This is a genomic window from Bifidobacterium platyrrhinorum, assembly GCF_010667645.1.
Taxonomy (GTDB): domain Bacteria; phylum Actinomycetota; class Actinomycetes; order Actinomycetales; family Bifidobacteriaceae; genus Bifidobacterium; species Bifidobacterium platyrrhinorum.
Genome location: NZ_WHZV01000009.1, coordinates 59,518 through 76,251, shown reverse-complemented (window position 1 = coordinate 76,251; position 16,734 = coordinate 59,518). Strand labels below are relative to the sequence as shown.

Annotated in this window: 14 protein-coding genes; 3 read left to right on the top strand and 11 right to left on the bottom strand. The window is 69.6% G+C overall.

What is annotated here, in order from left to right:
• Positions 1-17: 17 nt before the first annotated feature.
• From GFD21_RS09495 to GFD21_RS11360, 6 genes are read right to left on the bottom strand one after another with little or no spacing between them, the layout of a single operon-like run.
• Positions 18-1,472: a hypothetical protein gene (locus tag GFD21_RS09495; protein WP_163197667.1), complete on the bottom strand. Its 1,455-nt coding sequence runs from the start codon at positions 1,470-1,472 to the stop codon at positions 18-20.
• 14 nt (positions 1,473-1,486) lie between these two features.
• Positions 1,487-2,959, bottom strand: a complete 1,473-nt coding sequence (locus GFD21_RS09490) for a hypothetical protein (RefSeq protein WP_163197726.1) — start codon at positions 2,957-2,959, stop codon at positions 1,487-1,489.
• On the bottom strand, positions 2,956-3,903 hold the full coding sequence (locus GFD21_RS09485) for a heme ABC transporter ATP-binding protein (RefSeq protein ID WP_225431774.1): 948 nt from the start codon (positions 3,901-3,903) through the stop codon (positions 2,956-2,958). Before GFD21_RS09485 ends, GFD21_RS09490 begins: the two co-directional genes overlap by 4 nt.
• A complete protein-coding gene (locus GFD21_RS09480; RefSeq protein WP_163197725.1) occupies positions 3,900-5,042 on the bottom strand; it encodes a FecCD family ABC transporter permease in 1,143 nt (380 codons plus the stop codon). Before GFD21_RS09480 ends, GFD21_RS09485 begins: the two co-directional genes overlap by 4 nt.
• The gene (locus GFD21_RS09475; RefSeq protein ID WP_225431773.1) at positions 5,039-6,274 is read right to left on the bottom strand and encodes a heme/hemin ABC transporter substrate-binding protein; all 1,236 of its coding nucleotides are present in this window, start codon (positions 6,272-6,274) and stop codon (positions 5,039-5,041) included. Before GFD21_RS09475 ends, GFD21_RS09480 begins: the two co-directional genes overlap by 4 nt.
• Before the next feature lie 5 nt (positions 6,275-6,279).
• On the bottom strand, positions 6,280-8,700 hold the full coding sequence (locus GFD21_RS11360) for a fibronectin type III domain-containing protein (RefSeq protein WP_163197724.1): 2,421 nt from the start codon (positions 8,698-8,700) through the stop codon (positions 6,280-6,282).
• A 391-nt stretch (positions 8,701-9,091) separates the two neighbouring features.
• Between GFD21_RS11360 and GFD21_RS09465 the strand changes: the two genes are divergently transcribed.
• Positions 9,092-10,228, top strand: coding sequence for a ribonuclease H family protein (locus tag GFD21_RS09465; protein ID WP_163197723.1), 1,137 nt, complete (start codon positions 9,092-9,094; stop codon positions 10,226-10,228).
• Positions 10,229-10,323: 95 nt separating this feature from the next.
• Positions 10,324-11,022, top strand: coding sequence for a ribose-5-phosphate isomerase RpiA (gene rpiA, locus GFD21_RS09460; protein WP_163197722.1), 699 nt, complete (start codon positions 10,324-10,326; stop codon positions 11,020-11,022).
• Between the two features lie 115 nt (positions 11,023-11,137).
• On the opposite strand, the gene GFD21_RS09455 is transcribed toward rpiA, so the two are convergent.
• The gene (locus tag GFD21_RS09455; RefSeq protein ID WP_004268639.1) at positions 11,138-11,227 is read right to left on the bottom strand and encodes a 30S ribosomal protein bS22; all 90 of its coding nucleotides are present in this window, start codon (positions 11,225-11,227) and stop codon (positions 11,138-11,140) included.
• A 202-nt stretch (positions 11,228-11,429) separates the two neighbouring features.
• On the bottom strand, positions 11,430-12,050 hold the full coding sequence (locus GFD21_RS09450; RefSeq protein WP_163197721.1) for a hypothetical protein: 621 nt from the start codon (positions 12,048-12,050) through the stop codon (positions 11,430-11,432).
• A 93-nt stretch (positions 12,051-12,143) separates the two neighbouring features.
• Here GFD21_RS09450 and radA point away from each other — a divergent pair, with 93 nt between their 5' ends.
• Positions 12,144-13,586, top strand: a complete 1,443-nt coding sequence (radA, locus tag GFD21_RS09445; RefSeq protein WP_163197720.1) for a DNA repair protein RadA — start codon at positions 12,144-12,146, stop codon at positions 13,584-13,586.
• Between the two features lie 98 nt (positions 13,587-13,684).
• Here radA and ribF read toward each other — a convergent pair whose 3' ends face one another.
• From ribF to rbfA, 3 genes are all read right to left on the bottom strand, one after another.
• Entirely contained in the window at positions 13,685-14,809 is a 1,125-nt protein-coding gene (gene ribF / locus GFD21_RS09440) for a bifunctional riboflavin kinase/FMN adenylyltransferase (RefSeq protein ID WP_163197719.1), read from the bottom strand.
• 237 nt (positions 14,810-15,046) lie between these two features.
• Positions 15,047-16,195 carry a tRNA pseudouridine(55) synthase TruB gene (truB, locus tag GFD21_RS09435; protein ID WP_225431772.1) on the bottom strand — a complete coding sequence of 383 codons (1,149 nt, stop codon included), beginning with the start codon at positions 16,193-16,195 and terminating at the stop codon, positions 15,047-15,049.
• On the bottom strand, positions 16,188-16,718 hold the full coding sequence (gene rbfA / locus GFD21_RS09430) for a 30S ribosome-binding factor RbfA (protein WP_163197717.1): 531 nt from the start codon (positions 16,716-16,718) through the stop codon (positions 16,188-16,190). Before rbfA ends, truB begins: the two co-directional genes overlap by 8 nt.
• Positions 16,719-16,734 lie beyond the last annotated feature (16 nt).

Here is a 16,734-nt window from a genome sequence, read left to right as displayed (position 1 = left end):
ATGGGCGGCCAACGGGGCTACGGACCGAGACGCCGGTCGAGTTCGGCGGCGACGTCGAGGCCGAGGCGTCGGCGGATGAGCCACCCCAAGGCCAGCGGCAGCCCGGAGGCCACGGCCACCGAACCGGAACCGACCGCGATGGTCTTCGCGTTGTCGGCGATGAGCATCGTGCCGTCGCCGGAGCCGCCCGCCGACGCCGCGGCGCCCGTATCCCCGGCACCCGTATCCCCGGAGCCCGTACCCGCGTCGTCAGCCGACGCCTCACCGCCGGAGGACGGCGTCGTCGCGGAGGAGGTCGTCTTTTTCGCCGTCGCGGAGGAGCCCGAACCCGCACCGGCACGCGAAGCCGACGAACCCGAGGCCGACGCCGCTCCCCCCGCTGCGGTTCCGGCGGCCGGGCTTCCCTCCCCCGCGTCCACGACATACGACGCGTCGTACTGCACGTACAGCGGTAATGTCGGTTTCGCGAAATCACGCGCGCTGTCCGACGTGTACCAGTAGGCGGACTGGCCGGTTTTGAGCTGGAAGTCGACGAACGACTGCGGGAATGCACCCCAGTAGGCGGCGTTCGCATCGCTTTTCGCGGCCTGCGAGCCATGGTCGCCGCTCGCGTTCACCGCGACGCCGAGATAGTCGGGGGTCGCGGTGAACCCGTGGTCGTCGAGCGCTTTCGCGACGTCCACCGTATTGCCGCCGGTGAAGTCGGCAAGGTGGATCTCCTGCGGTTCGAGCGTGAACCACTTGCTCGAGTCGTTCATGTCGGCGCCGTAGCCGGATGCGGTGGCGGTGAGCGCGCCGGCGCCGTCCGCGCCGAGCGTGAGCGTCGGATCGGTGACGGACCAGTAGGTCATGCCGCCGTAGTAGGCGACCGTCCATGAGCCTTTCCAACTGATGGTCGTCGTGCCGTCCGCCTTCACCGTGCCGGCGCCTCCGGAGATCACGACCTGCGATTCGGTGTTGATCGACCGGCCGTCCGCGCGCTTGCCCATCGTCACGTTCGCGCCGTCGCGCGTGAGGCATTTCGACGCCCAGGTCGCCTCCGCCCATGCGCCGTTCGCGTCGGTTTTTTGGATGCTCACGTTCCCGTCCGACGACCGGTAGAGGCTTTCGTCCCAGGTCTTCGACGCGCCGGTGTCGCCGGCGACTCCCGCGGAGAGGAAGTTGCAGCCGCCGAAGAACGCGGCCGAATTGGTCTCGTCGTTCATGCTCCAGCGCAGCGTCACGTCGTCGAGTTTCGTGGCGTCCCCGGGGGCTTCGGCACCGTCGCCGGAATCACCGCCGGCGGTATCGCCGGAACCATCGCCACCGCCGTCCCCGGAACCACCGTCACCGGAGCCGCCGTCGAGCGTGGTGATCGTCGCCGCGTTCGTCGCCGCGCCGCCGTCCGCGGCGAGCGCGGGCGCGGCGACGGCCACCGAGCCGGCGCAGACGGCCAGCGTCGCAGCGGCCGCGCACAGCGTCTTCAGTATCATGCGTCCCGCACCCATCATGCGACCTCCCCGCCTCGTGCCGGCCGGAACGACGTCGTTACCGGTGATTCCGGCGTTTCCGGCGATATCCGTGATTTCGGTGATAATGCGGCGTCGGATGACACGTCCGCCGCCGCATGACGGGTGAAGAACCCGCGGATGTCGGCCGCGCGACGCGCGACGCCGCCAGGGGCATCCGAATCCCCCGCGACGGCGGGCATCACCGTGGTCTCCCCCGCCGGCGGCGCGAGCATCTGCGTCTCTTCGCCGACGGTGCCGGCGTCGACCGGCATCGTCCTGCCCGGCACGGCACCGCCATCCGACGCCTCCGGCATCGCGGCACGCGTCACCGGCGCACCCGCATCCGCCAGCAGTCCCCGCGCGCGACCGGCCTTCGCCTGTTCGCGCGCCAGACGTTCGGACTGTTTGCGCCGCCGCTTCGCGGTGTTGAGTTCCTCACGCGCGCGCACGCTCTCGGCGCGACGCTCACGACGCGCCATCTCCTGCTCCATCGCCGCCGGCGAGACGCCGAGCAGCAACGATTTCGCGGCGAGATAGCCGCCGAATCCCGCCGCGAGCACAATCACGGCGATGCCGAGGATGATCGCCGCCGCGACGATCAGCCATCCGGCCACACCCAAAGCAGGGGTTCCCACATTCGCTCCTTCCAACGCCGTTCCGACGGTCTGACGCGCGGTGGCATCCGCGGTCGTCGCACCGCCCGCGTCCGCGCTCCTGCCGGTCTTGCCGGTCGCGCCCGAACCGGACGCCGATTCCGACGACCGCCCCGACTGCGCGGCGTCGGAGTCCGCGGAGTCCGTGGTATCCGCGGCGGACGGGGCCGTCGCGCCGAACGTCAACGGCGTGAACGTCTCGTTGTTCGCGTTCGCAACGCCGTGCGCGCCGATCGTGATGATGCCGCACTGCACCGCCGTGCAGTCCACATCCGACGGGTTGCCGGAACGGTCCGTGCTCGTGAACCTCGCACCGGGCACGGTGATCGTCGCGTTCCACGTGCCGTCCGCGGCGATCTCGCCGCCGTTCGCCGCGCTTTCGGTCGAACTGCCGGGGAATGCGACGAACACGTCGTAGCCGGCCGGATCGTTCTCGTCGTCCGGCACGTATTTGTAGGTCTCGCCGGTCACGCCGCCCTGCGACGGCTTCCATGAGTCGCCGCCCGGATCGCTCACCCAGCCGAACAGCACGTAGATGCCGCCGAACCCGTTCTTCACGGATTGGAACCCGCTGCCGGACAACGAGACCGCCGTGTTCCCGTCCGGATTGAGCGTGCCGCCGTCCACGCCGACGGCGACGCTCGCGCCCGCGGCGTAGGCGGACGGCACGAGAGCCGACGACGCGGCGCCCGGCCACACGCCGGACAACGCGGACGCGACGAGCATCGCCGCGGACAGCAACACGGACGCGCCGCACGCCGCCAGACGCGTCGTAACGCGCGGCGCCACACGGACGGCCGTTTCCTTCCCCGTCATCGCGTCTCCTTCCCCTGACCGGACACATGGTCGAACTGCGGCAGGTTCGCACGCCCCTCAAGCGGGAACGCGCGGCGGCCGTACACGTGACGACGCACGGCCGGACGCTCCGGCGCGATCACGAGACTCCCGTCGTCACGCCGCAGCACCTCGATCGGGCACTGGTACACGGCGGACAGTCGCGCGGACGTGAACACCTCCTCGGGCGCGCCGAGCGCGGCGATCCGGCCGCGCTCGAGCAGCGCCACGCGATCCGACCATGCGGCCGCCGCGTCGAGCGCGTGCACGATGACGACGACCGCGCAACCGGCCTCGGCGTAGTCGCGACCCAGACGCATCAGCATCTCCTGGTGTTTCACGTCCATCGCCGCGGTCGGCTCGTCGAGCAGCAGGATCGGCGCGGCCTGCGCGAGCACGCGCGAGAACGCGGCGCGCCCGCGCTCGCCGCCGGACAGGGACGTGTAGACGCGTTCCGCGAGCGACGTCGACTCGGTCATCGCCATCGCCGATGCGACGATCATGTCGTCGTCCGACTCGTCGGGCGTGCCCTCCCACGGGGAGCGACCCATGCGCACGATGTCGTCGACGGAGAACGGGAACGTGACGTCCACGTTCTGCATGAGCACGGAGCGACGCATCGCGAGCTCGGTCGCATCCCACGCGGCGATCGGTTCGCCGAACAGGCTGATCGAGCCGGACGTGACCGGCACGTCGCCGGTGATCGCATTCAGCATCGTGGATTTGCCGGCGCCGTTGGGCCCGGCGATGGACAGCAGTTCGCCGGCGCGGATGTCGAGGTCGATACCGTCGAGGATTCGCCGGCCGTCGATCTCGACATCGACGCCGTTCAGTTCCAGCACGGTGTCGCCCGGGCGCGGCGGGACCGGCGGGCGATGCGTGCGGTCGAGGACGCCCATGCCGATGTTCATGTTGCGGATGCTCATGCCCAACCTCCCGACTTGGAGCGGCTGCGGCGCAGCAGCCAGAAGAAGAACGGCCCGCCGACGAGCGAGGTGAGCATGCCGATCGGCAGGTCCGCGAACCGGATCGTGGTGCGCGCGGCGAAATCGGCGATGGTGAGCAGCAGCGCGCCGCCCAGCGCGGAGGCGGGCAGCAGCGCGCGGTGCCCGGGGCCGATGATGATGCGCAGCAGATGCGGCACGACCAAGCCCACGAACGCGATGATGCCGCAGAACGCGACCGCCGACGAGACCAGCAGCGCGACGACGAGCATCGATCGGAAACGCAGACGTTCGACGTTCACGCCGAGATGGCGGGCCGGCTTCTCGCCGAGCGCGAGCAGGTCGAGGCGACGCGCCATGAACTGCACGGCGATGACGCCGACCACGCACATCGGTGCGACGAGCGCGACCTGGTTCCAGCGCGAGCCGTTGAACGAACCCATCTGCCAGAACACGATCTGGTCGCGGGCGGAGGTGGGCGCGGCGAACGTGCAGAACGAGATCAGCGCGCCGGCCACCGCGTTGACGGCCACGCCGGTCAAAATCAAGGTGACGACCTCGGTACGGCCGTCGCGGCGGGCGAGCAGATACACGGACAGTGTGGTGAACAGGCCGCAGGCGAAGGCGAGGGCGGGCGTCGTGAGCGCGCCGAGGAAATCCCAGCCCATGAGGATCGAGCAGCTGGCGCCGACGGCCGCGCCGGAGGAGACGCCCACCGTGCCCGGCTCGGCCAGGGGATTGCCGAACACGCCCTGCATGAGCGCGCCGGCCACGCCGAGCGCCGCGCCGACGACGATCGCCATGACGATGCGCGGGAAACGCACGTTCCACAACGCCTCCTCGCCGAACGCGCGGGACGGGCCGTCGAGCCAGTGGAGGCCGATTTTGTTGAAGACCGAGCCGAGCACCTGGTCGAAGGGGATGATGAGCTGGCCCAGCGAGGCGGAGACGATGGTCATGACGACGAGCCCCGCGGCGAGCACGATGAAGGTGAGGGCGGTCCTGCCGACGCGCGGGGTGCGGGCCGCAAGGCCGAGGTCGGCCGCATCGGCGCGGATGCGCGTATCGCGCTCGCGGGCCGCGGACCGCGAGGCCGGTGACGTGCGTGTCGGCGAGGTCATGACTGGTCCTCCTGCTGCATCTCGTCGAGTCGTTTCTGGATGACTTCCGGCTTGTCGTCCGGCTGGTAGCCGTATTCGGGCGCGTAGACGGCGGTGGCGAGCGCGGCCAGCACCTGCGCGGTCTGCGGGCCGAAGCTCATGATCTCGTAGTCGCTCATGTCGACGATGCGCCGGTGCCGCCCGGCGGGCGTCTCCGCGATGCCAGGCATGGCGAGCATGCCGTCGACGCCTCCCGCGGATTCGACGCCGAGGGTCATCGCGAGAATCACGTCGGGTTTCGCCTTGATGAGCACTTCGGAGTTGGTGGGCGCCATGCCCTTGAAACCGACCTCCTCGGCCACGTCGACCGCGCCGATCGACTGGATGAGCGAATCCGCGCCGGAGCCTTCGCCGAACCAGTAGTAGATCGATGTGCCGCGCACATAGAGGAACACGATGCGGGGGCGCCGCTTCTCGTCCGTGGGGACGAGCGTGCGTTGGATGTTCTGGATGGTCCGGTCGATCTCGCTGTTCGTGCGTTTGACGAGCTGTTTGCCGAGGTCGCTCACGCCGAGCGCGTCGGCGACGGCCTGGACCTGCGCGCCCACGCCGGCGACGCCCTTCTCGCTGTCCAACGGCACGAACACGACCGGAATCCCGGATTGGCGCAACTGCAATTGCACGTCGTACGGGCCGATCGACGTGTCGGTGATGATGACGGTGGGTTCGAGCGCGAGGATCGCCTCCGCGTTCAGGTCCATGCCGTTGACGGTCACCTTGGGCAGCTTGTCCATGCCGGACGAACCGGTGGCCGTGTCGCGGCCGACCAGATTGCAGCCGAATCCGAGCGCGTACACGGCGGCCGCGAGACCGCCGTTCTGGTTGAGCGCGAGGATGCGCGTCGTGTCCGTCACGGTCTGCTTGGGCCCGTCCGCGCTTTCCACGGTGACGGGCAGTTGCTGCTCCTCGAACGGCACGTTCGTGATCGGGATGATCCGGTCCGACCGCGTGTACGCGGTCGTGGGGCCTTCGATCGCGCGCGGGTCGGTGAGCTGCGCCTGCGTGACGTCGGGCAGCTGCGGCGGATTCGGCTCGGTGGAGGCGGTCGGCACGTCGCAGCTGTCGAGGCTCACCTCGGAGATCGTACCGATGTTCGCGCATCCGCCGAGCGTCAGCAGGCACACGGCCACGAAGGCCGCCGCCGCACGCGCCGAAGCGCGGCGGCGGCGACCGTTGCGGGAGTCGGTCATCATCCGTCTCAGGCGTTGCGGCGTCGCAGGATGGTCACGGCGGCCGCGGCGGCGGCGAGCGCGACCGTCACGCCGGCGAACACGGCGACGGAGGCGCCGGTCGAGCCCAGCTTCGCGGAACCGTCGGCGTTCGTCGTGGTGTTCGCGATGCCGGAGCCGATGGTGCCGGTCGTGCCGGACTGCGTGCCACCGGTCGCGCCGTCGCCGTCGGTGACACCGGAATCGGTGCCGTCACCATCGCCCGTGGATTGGTCCGGGGCGGGGTTGACCGGAGCGTTGATGTCGGACGTTGCGGCGGTGGAATCGCCGATCGCGTTCGTGGCGACGACGGACGCCGTGTAGGCGACGGCCGGATCGAGGTCGGTGAAGACGGCGGTGGTCGTGGCGGCGTCGACCTGCTGGGTCTTTACGTCGCCCTTGCCGTCGGCCGGGGTGAGCGTCACCGTGTAGCCGGTGATCGCGGAACCGCCGTCGTCGGCCGGAGCGGTCCAACCGACGATCAGCTCGTGGGCGGCGGACTGGCGGACGGTCACGTCGCCGGCCGCGCCCGGCGCGGTGGCGGCGATCGTGACGGCGGCGGAGGCCGGGGACGCGGCGGACGCGCCGATCGCGTTCCTGGCGACGACGGTGGCCGTGTAGGTCACGCCCTTGGCGAGGCCGTCGAACGTGGCGGCGGTCGCGGCGGCGTCGACCTGCTGGGTCTTGACGTCGCCCTTGCCGTCGGCCGGGGTGAGCGTCACCGTGTAGCCGGTGATCGCGGAACCGTTGTCGGCCGGGGCGGTCCAGGTGACGGTGGCGCTGGTGCCGTTCGCGGCGAGCTGCGGCTGGGCCGGGGCCTCGGGGGCCTGCGCCTGGGCCTTGAGCGTGATCGCCGTGGCGGTGTCGAGGCGACGGTCGGTCAGGGACAGGCCGTGCGCGGCGGTAGTGCCGACCACGTAGGTCCTGCCGTATTCGAGCGAGCCGGCGGGCACGGTGACGGTGGCGGTGAAGGCGCCGTCCTTGATGCCGGCGGCCTTGACCCATGCGGCCTTGACGAAGTCGTTCGGCGAAGTCGGGTTCCGGCCGGCGTTCCACTTGCCCGTGTCGGCGACGACGGCGTACGCGCCGTAGAAGGCGGCGCCGCCGGTGAAGCCGGTGCCCTTGACGGTGAACGTGTTCTCCACGGCCGGGTCGATGTCGCCGGTCGGCTCGACGGTGACGGCCGGCGCGGCGGCCGGGTCGGCGTTCGGGGTGACCGGGTCGGAGGCGGCGGAGGCGGCGGACGCGCCTTCCGTGTTCTTCGCGACGACGGACGCCGTGTAGGAGACGTTCTGCGCGGTGAGCTTGCCGAACGTGGCGGTGGTGGCGCTCGCGTCGACGTCCTGGCTCACCGGATCGCCGGTGGACGGGACGAGGGTCACCGTGTAGCCGGTGATCGCGGAGCCGCCGTCCTTGGCCGGGGCCTTCCAGTCGACCTTCACCTGGTACGGGTCGGCCATGGTGCCGGCGACGGTCGCGGTCGGTTTGGCCGGCGCCTCGGGCGCGGTGGCCTGCGGCTCGGGGGCCTTCGCCGTGTAGGAGACCTGGATCTCGGCGGGGGTCTTGCGCTGGTCGGCGGCGCCGCCGGAGGCGTACCAGTAGGGGCCGGTGCCGGTCTTGGTCACGAAGTCGAGGAACCGCTTCGGCCAGCTCTTGCGCATGGTGCCCTGGCCGTCCACGTCGGTCTCGTTGAAGTCGGGGGTGACAACGGTGCCGTCGTCCTTCACGTCGACGTTCGAGAGCGTGGCGATCTCCACGTCCTTCTCCTCGTCGAGCACGGCGAACTTGCTCGTGTCGTTCATGTCGGTGCCCCAGCCGCCGAGCGTGGCGGTGAGCCTGCCGGAGCCGTTCGCCACGGTGAGCTTGAGGTCCTTCGCGTACCACTGGTTGAGGCCGGAGTAGTAGACGACGGTGAACGCGCCGTCCCACGAGATCTCGGCGTCGTCGTTCGCGGCGTCGATCGTGCCGGTGCCGTTGGCGAGCCTGACGCGGTTGCCGCTGCCCTCGCCGGTCGCCGTGTAGGCGGCGGGCAGGTCCTTGCCGTCCGGCGTGGTCTTCAGGCCCGCCCAGGTGGCGGCCTGGTACGTGCCGTCGGCCTGCTTCTTCTCGATGGACACGTCGCCGTCGGCCTGCTTCCACTCGTTCTCCTCGACGGGGTCGCTGGCGGAGGTCTTGTCGACGATGCCGGCGGACAGGAAGTTGAACGTGCCGGGCGCGTAGGCGCGCCAGTTCGATTCCTTGTTGAGGCTCCATGTGAGCGTGGCGTCGCTGGTGGTCTTCGCGGTCGTCTCGGCGGCGACGGCGGAGGACGCGGCGGTCAGGCCCGCGCCGAGGACGGCGACGGCCGCCAGCGCGGCCACGGCCTGCGTCGGCCGGGCCGCGGGGCCCTGCATGCGGGATGGTGAGAACACTGGTGTCTCCTTTCGTTCGTTCCCGGTCTCTCCTGAAGGAGGCGGACCCGCGTGGCGGGCCCGCCGGTGTACCCGTTGGTTGGAAGTGAAGGGTAGGTCCGGTGGAGGGCACCCCGAAATCCTTACGCTGCCGATGGGCGTCTCCATGGAAACCTCCCGCAATATATGGGGAAAATTCCCCCGAAAAAAGACTTGTGTCCACCCCATAACCCCCGCTATTCATGCGCGCGCGATGGCAGACGACACACGGAAAGTCAACGGATGTGACAAAGCTCACATCCCCATGGGCCGCCCCCTCGGGGAGCCGCCGGTGCGTCGTTCCGCCCCGGCGTCGGCCTTCGGGACGGAGACGGGAGTCCCGTTATTCCCGCCGGACCGTAGGGTGGAGGGCATGACTGAGACGATTGTGGTTTCGACGGACGGTTCGGCCTTGGGCAACCCCAACGGCCCGATGGGATGGGCGTGGGCGGACCACGCGAAGGACGCGGGCGACGGCGGCGCGCCCGGGCACGAGCACGATTCGCGCGGCTATGACGCGGGCGGCGCCACGAACGGCACCAACCAGATCGGCGAGCTGTGCGCGGTCCTGGAGGCGTTGCGCGCGCATCCGGGACCGCAAAGGCTCATCATCGAATCGGATTCGCAGTACGCCATCAACTGCTCGACCAAATGGGTGAAGGGCTGGAAGCGCAACGGCTGGAAGAACTCACAGAAGAAGCCGGTCAAGAACCGCGAACTCGTCCAGGCCATCGACGAGGAGATCGCGAAACGCCCCGGCCCGGTCGAGTTCAAGTGGGTGAAGGGCCATGCCGGCAATGCGGGCAACGAGCTCGTCGACGAACTCGCGCGCACGTACGCGGGCGACTGCCGTTCCGGCGCACGCGACGGGTACCTGCCCATCGAGGGATGGCGTTCGCTGCTCAACTCCGAATATTCGCGCGGCACCGACGTGCCGCCGGACGTGCAGCTCGTATTGGACGGCAAGGCCGACGCCGCGAGTCTGCGCGACGGCGCGGGCGACGGCGACACGCCGGCACATGCCGGCATACGCCGCGACGCGACGGAGGGTTCGCGGTCGGCGACGCGAGCGGGATCACGTAAGAGCCTCGCGGACATGCTCGCCGAACCGGAGGGCGCGCCGGATTACGGCGACGAGGCACGGGCCGGGGCGGAACCCGCGACGACGCCCGGGGCGAGGCGAATCGGCGACGCGCGCAAGGACACCAATCGGGCGGCGGCCGCGACGCATGCCGCCGGCCCCGCGGGCACGGACCGGCGCCCCGCACAGCGGACGGTGCAGCCGGACCGGCACGCGGATTCCCAGCAGCCGCGGACCGCCGCGCCGACGCCCCGACCGGCCCCGACCGGCCTGACCGTGTCGGGAGGCGTGCGTTTCTCCCCCGCGCCGAAGACCAGCCCGTTCTACACGGGAGAGGCGATGCACGTGCGCGGGTACATCGCGGTGGACGGATTCGTGGACGGCGACGGCAATCTCACCCTTGTGAATGCGGAGTTTCTGCGCGGTTGAACATCCGTCGAACAGGAGCGGACACGAGCGCACACAATCTCCCATGCGCGTTAGGATGGTAACGGACTTTCACATGGAAGGAAAGGATTCACATCATGGATAAGGCACAGCAGGACGCCCTCAAGAAGGCCGCCGGCATCGAAGCCGCCAAGCTCGTCGAGAACGGCATGATCGCGGGTCTGGGCACCGGTTCCACCGTCAAGTTCCTCGTGGACGAGCTCGGCCGCCGCGTCAAGGAGGAGGGCCTCCAGTTCACCGGCGTGACCACCTCCCGCCGCACGCAGGCCCAGGCCGAAAGCTACGGCATCAAGATCGTCGACATCGACGACGTGGACCACATCGACGTGACCATCGACGGCGCCGACGAGGTCGACAAGGACTTCAACGGCATCAAGGGCGGCGGCGCGGCCCTGCTGTGGGAGAAGATCGTGGCCACCAACTCCGACAGGATCGTGTGGATCGTCGACGAGTCCAAGGTCGTCGACACCATCGGCAAGTTCCCGCTGCCGGTCGAGGTCATCCCGTTCGGCGCCGGCCACGTCATCAAGAAGTTCGAGGCCAAGGGCTACAAGCCGGTCCTGCGCCTCGACGCCGACGGCAAGGAGGTGCGCACCGACGAGAACAACTACGTGGTGGACCTGCACCTGGAGAAGATCGAGCACCCGTTCGACCTGGCCGAGGACCTCATCAACACGGTGGGCGTCGTCGAGCACGGCCTGTTCCTCAACATGGTCGACAAGGTGATCGTCGGCGACCCGAACGGCCCGCGCGTCCTCACCAACGGCAACAAGTGACCCGGTGATCCCCGCGGGCGGAGGCCGGATTGCTTCCGCCCGCTTCCCCGGAATATGAGAAAACCCCGCGACCGTACGGTCCGCGGGGTTTTCCATGCCTTGGTTGCAGGTAAGACTACTTGCGCTGGTGGCGGGTCTTACGCAGCAGTTTGCGGTGCTTCTTCTTGCTCATCCGCTTGCGGCGCTTCTTGATGACGGAACCCATCTGAAGCCTCCAATCCGATTAATCGTAAAAGTTGCAACTCGCACGAGTATACACGTTCTCGCGGACTACGCCACCCGTGCGTCGCCACGGGGCGCGGATGCGCCCACGATGCGAGCGGGCGGATGCCGGCCCGCGCGGAATGCCGGGGATACGATGCGGGCGGACGATGCCGCCCGCGCTCCCGCACCCCGGCGGCCTCCCCTTACAGCGGGAACTTCTGGTAGAAACGCTGGACCGAGGCCTTGGAGCCGGTGGCCTGGAACACGACCGTGTCGTTGCGCCACAGGGCGGTGGCCTTCTTCGCGTCGCCGGAATCGGTCTTCACCACGTAGTCGCCGGTGGCGTCGCCCTGCACCTTGACGGCGCCGGAGGCGATGGTCTTGCCGGTGACCGCCTTGGCGAGCGCGTCGTACTGGGTCTTCGCCGGATCGGATTCGCTCCACTGGGCCACGACGAGGGTCACGTCGGCGGCCTTCTTGCCGGTGGAGTAGGTGAGCGTGTACTCCTCGAGCGGCGTGGCGGAGTTCCACGTGGTCGAGGCGTCCGCCTTGGTGCGCGCGAAATTGAGCACGCTGTCCGGCATGGCCTTGAGCAGCTCGGTGGCGTTGTCCGGCAGGGCCGTGGCCTTGATGCTCGGCGTGGTCGGCTCCGCGGTCTGCTGGGTGCCGGCGCCCTGGCTCGCGTTTCCGCCCTTGTTGAGCGCCCAGCCAGGCCAGACGAAGGCGGACAGCAGCGCGAGGATGATGACCAGCGCCGCGGCGATGACGACGGCGATCAGCTTGCCGTGCGACGAATGTTGCGAGAAGCTACGAGTGTTCGACATGCCTCCGATTGTGGCACAGCCGGGTGACGCGCCGGAGAGGGAAAAACCGGTAGATATCTACCGGTCGTCGGTTCGCGGGCGTAGGTTCGAGGCATGGCGAAGACGAACGTGCGATATCTGTGCTCCGAATGCGGGTGGACCGGCCCGAAATGGTACGGCAGATGCCCCGAATGCGGGCAGTGGGGAACCGTGGACGAGTTCCACGAGGCCCGGCCGACCGCTGCGGCGAGACGGGGCGGGGCGGGTGCGTCGTCACGCGCCTCGGGCCCCGGCCGCACGGCCCGCACGCAGGCGGCCGCGGTGGCCGAATCCGCGGCCACACCGATCACCCAGGTCGGTACCGACGACGTGGCGCGCATCCCCACCGGCTTCTCCGAGTTCGACCGTGTGCTCGGCGGCGGCATCGTGCCGGGCTCGGTCGTGCTCATCGCCGGCGAGCCGGGCATCGGCAAGTCCACGCTGCTGTTGGAGACCGCGGGCAACATCGCCCGCGCGCACGCGGCGCAGGGCGGCACGGTGCTGTACGTGTCCGGCGAGGAGTCGCAGGGGCAGGTGCGTCTGCGCGCCACGCGCATCGATGCGGTGGAACCGAACCTGCTGCTCGCCGCCACCACCGATCTGGCCACCGTGCTCGGCCTCATCGAACGCGAACGGCCCACGCTGGCGATCGTCGATTCGGCGCAGACGATCGTCTCGCAGGACGTCGACGGCATCTCCGGCGGCTCCACGCAGGTGCGCGAGGTGGCGAGCGCGCTCATCGACGTGGCCAAGACGCTGGATGTGCCGGTGCTGCTGGTCGGCCATGTCACCAAGGACGGCTCGATCGCCGGCCCGCGCACGCTCGAGCATCTGGTGGACGTGGTCTGCCAGTTCGAGGGGGACGGCGAGACCGCGCTGCGCATGCTGCGCGCGGTGAAGAACCGTTTCGGTCCCACCGACGAGGTCGGATGCTTCGATATGAGCGGCGAGGGCATCGAGGAGGTCACCGATCCCTCCGGCCTGTTCCTCTCCTCCGCGGACGGTTCCGACGGCGACGGGGCGGCGGTCGAGGGCACCTGCGTGACGTTCACGCTCGACGGCCACCGGTCGCTGCCCATCGAGGTCCAGTCGTTGGTCACGAATTCGGTGCTGCCGACGCCGCGGCGCGCGGCGAACGGCGTGGATGCGAACCGCATCGCGATGCTCGTCGCGGTGCTGTACCGGCACGGTCATGTGAACCTGCTGGGCAACGACCTGTACATTTCGACGATCGCCGGCGGCCTGGCGAAGGAACCGGCCTGCGACCTGGCCATCGTGGCCGCGTTGGCGGGCGCGGCGAAGCACGCGCCGATCCCCCGCACCACCTGCGCGATCGGCGAGATCTCCCTGACCGGTCAGGTACGGCCCGTGCCGCGTCTGGAATACCGGCTGCGCGAGGCGGCGCGACTGGGGTTCGCCACGGCGGTGGTGCCGCGCCTGCGCAGGCGCGTGGAGATCCCCGGGCTCGCCGTCGTACAGGTGGATACGCTCAAGTCCGCATTGGGGGTGTTGTTATGACCGTATGACCTTGCGAAACCATATAAACCGTATGCCCGCGCGAGACCATGCAGCCGCGCGAGACCATACGGCCGATCGACGGACGAGCGTCAACGATGTCAGGCGGTGAGGTGTTTGGTCTCCTCGACGTTGCGTGCGAGTTCCTCCTTGAGGGCCTCGACGCCGTCGAACTTCACCTGCGGGCGCAGGTAGCCCGCGAATTCGATGCGCACCTTGTGGCCGTAGAGTTCCAGCCAGTCGTCGGTGATCGCGTACGCCTCGACCACGCGCTCGTTGAGGCCGGTCTTCTCGCTGAAGGTCGGCTTGGTGCCGATGGAGATGGCGGCGGGCCAGCGGTCGTCGCCGTCGACGAGCCATCCGGCGTACACGCCGTCGACCGGCAGGTAGCCGGTCACGGCCTCGCCGAGGTTCGCGGTCGGGAACCCGATGGTGCGGCCGCGTTCCTCGCCGTGCACGACCTCGCCGATCACGCTGTGCATGCGGCCGAGGATCGCGTTCGCCTCCCTGATGCGGCCGTGGCCGAGCAGGTAGCGCACGTTGGACGAGCTCCATGCGCGGGTCAGCCTGGCCTGGTGCTTCTTGCTCCAGGCGCGGCGTTCCGCCTTGGTGGCGTTCGCGAGCGGGTCGGAGGGCTCGCCCCACCCGGCGGGCATCTCGGGCTTCCAGTCGCGCGGGATGCGCACCTCGCCCGGGCCGCGGTCATCGACCACGTCGAGTTCGAACACGCCCGCGCCGGCGGCCAGGTTGGAGATCGCCTTCACGTCGCCCTTGCGGCCGGCGCCCATCGCGGCGTCCGATCCGAGCACGAGCGTGCGCATGCCGATCTTGCCCACCAGGCGGCCGAGGAAGAAGATGTACGATTTCGCGGCGAACGCCAGCGTGTAGCGCACGACGAGCACATGTTCGACGCCGGCCCGCTCCATGTACGCGAGACGGTCGTCCACGCCGCTGAGCGCGTTCGCGTCGATGATGTCCGGACCGGGTTCCGCACCGTCGTGCGCGTTCGCCCACGCGTGCACGAACGCGGGACGCGGGTCGAACAGAATCACGATGGAGAACGCGTCATGCTTCTTCGCGAGTTCGACGACGCGGTCGATCACCGCGCGATGGCCCAGATGCATGCCGTCGAACGCGCCGAGCGTGACGACGGAACGCTTGTCGTTGTCGAAGGCGGGCCATTCCACGTCGCCGTTCTCGTCCGGGGTCAGGTAGGTGATGTTCATTGCCGTCCTTGAGGGTCTGGAAATCCGGTCCATGCGCGACGGCGCATGGACAAGGCGCGGGGTGCCGCGCCCGCATACGCGTTTTCGCCGCGTCCACTCTAGCAACACCCCGCTATGAGGGTCCGGCGGTTCGCCCGCCGTGAAGGACGGGCCGTCATGGCGACCGTTACGGCGCCCGACACCGGCACCAGGCACCGGCACCAGGCACCGGCACCGGATGCCGGCGCCGCACGTCCCCTATTGCGCCGGGAATACGGTGACCGGTTTGATCTGGTGGGCGTTCGCCCGCTCCACGATCGCGACCACGTCGCCGGGAAGGCCGTCGTGCGCGGGCACGATGGCCGCCGCGGGCACGCCCCTGCGCATCTCCCGTTCGAGGCGGCGGCCGAACCGCAGCTCGGCGGCGTCGGCGGCCGTGACCTCCACGACCGGCAATGCGCCGCGCGCCGCCGCGTCCATGCCGATGGCGCGGGCACGCAGCCAGTCCCCGCGTTCGTCGCCGGACAATCCGTCCGGCGTGTCCAATACGCAACGGTTGCGGGTGACGGTCTCGCCGTCGCGGTTGGTGAAGGTCCTCGGCTCCGCATGCGCGGCGATGGCGTGCACGCCCTGCGTCGCGACGTCGGCGGCGAGACCGGAACGGTCGTCCGCGAGGGCGAACCGTCCCACCCGGGTGCGGCGCAGACGCGTCAGGTAGCCGCCCGTGCCGAGGGCCGCGCCCAGGTCTCGGGCCAGCGCGCGGATGTAGGTGCCGGACGAGCAGCTGACGCGCACGTCCACGTCGACGACGGGGATGCGCGCGGGGTCCGCCGTCGCGTCGCGGTCCCTGTGGTCCATGCGGGCCGTCGCGTCGCCGGGTTCCAGCGGCGCCGTCGTGGATGAGACGGACGCGACGCCGGCGCGCACGTCGAGCACGGAGAAGTCGGCGATATGCACCGGACGCGCCTTGAGTTCGACGTCCCTGCCTTCGCGGGCGAGGTCGTAGGCGCGCTGTCCGTTGATCTTGATGGCGGAGAACGTGTTCGGCACCTGTTCGATGTCGCCGAGGAACCGCTCGGCGATCATCGCCTCGATGCGAGCCCGGTCCGGCGGCACGGCCCGGCTCCCTTCACCGGACGGGAACCGGATGAGTTCGCCTTCGGCGTCGTCGGTGGTGGTGCCGGCGCCGAGGCGGATCGTCGCCTCATAGGTCTTGTCGTGTTCGACGATGTACTGCAGCAGACGCGTGGCGCGTCCGAACCCGATGACCAGCATGCCCGTGGCCATCGGGTCGAGCGTGCCGGCGTGGCCGACCTTCTTCGTGCGCAATGCGCCGCGCACGGCGGCGACCGCGTCGAAGCTGGTCACACCCTGCGGCTTGTCGACGATGATCAGGCCGTCACTCATGCGCGGCTTCATCGGAGACGTCGAAATCGTCCATATCGTCGAAATCGGCGTCGTCATCGCCGAAGCCGTCGCCGGAGGCGTCCTCGGCCTCGTCGTCGTGCTTGTACGGGTCGGCGTCGCCGGCGTACTGGGCGGTGGCGCGGGCCTTGGCGAGCTCCTCGTCGCGCTTGCGCGCGATGGCGAGGATGTCCTCGATCTCGTGGGCCTCGCCGGGCACCTCGTCGAACACGAACTGCAGCTGCGGGGTGAGGCGCAGGCCGGCCTTGTGGCCGACGAGCTTGCGCAGATGGCCCTTGGCCTGGTCGAGGGCCTGCTGGGCGCGCTTGCGCTCGCCCGTCTCCTTGCCCTCATGGCCGTACTGGGTCCAGTACACCTTGGCGATCTGCAGGTCGTTGGTCACGCGCACTTCGGTGATGGTGATGTTCGCCAGTCGCTTGTCATGCAGTTCGCGCTCGATGGAGGAGGCGATGACGCGCTGGATCAGGGCCGCGATGCGTGCCGCACGGGGGTTGGTTCCTGCCATGGGAAAGTCCTTTCAT

Coding starts and splice junctions, on each gene's coding strand:
- GFD21_RS09490 (WP_163197726.1), bottom strand. CDS start 2,959: ATGACGGGGAAGGAAACGGCCGTCCGTGTGGCGCCGCGCGTTACGACG.
- radA (WP_163197720.1), top strand. CDS start 12,144: ATGGCGAAGACGAACGTGCGATATCTGTGCTCCGAATGCGGGTGGACC.
- rbfA (WP_163197717.1), bottom strand. CDS start 16,718: ATGGCAGGAACCAACCCCCGTGCGGCACGCATCGCGGCCCTGATCCAG.
- GFD21_RS09450 (WP_163197721.1), bottom strand. CDS start 12,050: ATGTCGAACACTCGTAGCTTCTCGCAACATTCGTCGCACGGCAAGCTG.
- GFD21_RS09455 (WP_004268639.1), bottom strand. CDS start 11,227: ATGGGTTCCGTCATCAAGAAGCGCCGCAAGCGGATGAGCAAGAAGAAG.
- GFD21_RS09475 (WP_225431773.1), bottom strand. CDS start 6,274: ATGATGACCGACTCCCGCAACGGTCGCCGCCGCCGCGCTTCGGCGCGT.
- GFD21_RS09485 (WP_225431774.1), bottom strand. CDS start 3,903: ATGAGCATCCGCAACATGAACATCGGCATGGGCGTCCTCGACCGCACG.
- GFD21_RS09465 (WP_163197723.1), top strand. CDS start 9,092: ATGACTGAGACGATTGTGGTTTCGACGGACGGTTCGGCCTTGGGCAAC.
- ribF (WP_163197719.1), bottom strand. CDS start 14,809: ATGAACATCACCTACCTGACCCCGGACGAGAACGGCGACGTGGAATGG.
- rpiA (WP_163197722.1), top strand. CDS start 10,324: ATGGATAAGGCACAGCAGGACGCCCTCAAGAAGGCCGCCGGCATCGAA.
- GFD21_RS09495 (WP_163197667.1), bottom strand. CDS start 1,472: ATGATACTGAAGACGCTGTGCGCGGCCGCTGCGACGCTGGCCGTCTGC.
- truB (WP_225431772.1), bottom strand. CDS start 16,195: ATGAGTGACGGCCTGATCATCGTCGACAAGCCGCAGGGTGTGACCAGC.
- GFD21_RS09480 (WP_163197725.1), bottom strand. CDS start 5,042: ATGACCTCGCCGACACGCACGTCACCGGCCTCGCGGTCCGCGGCCCGC.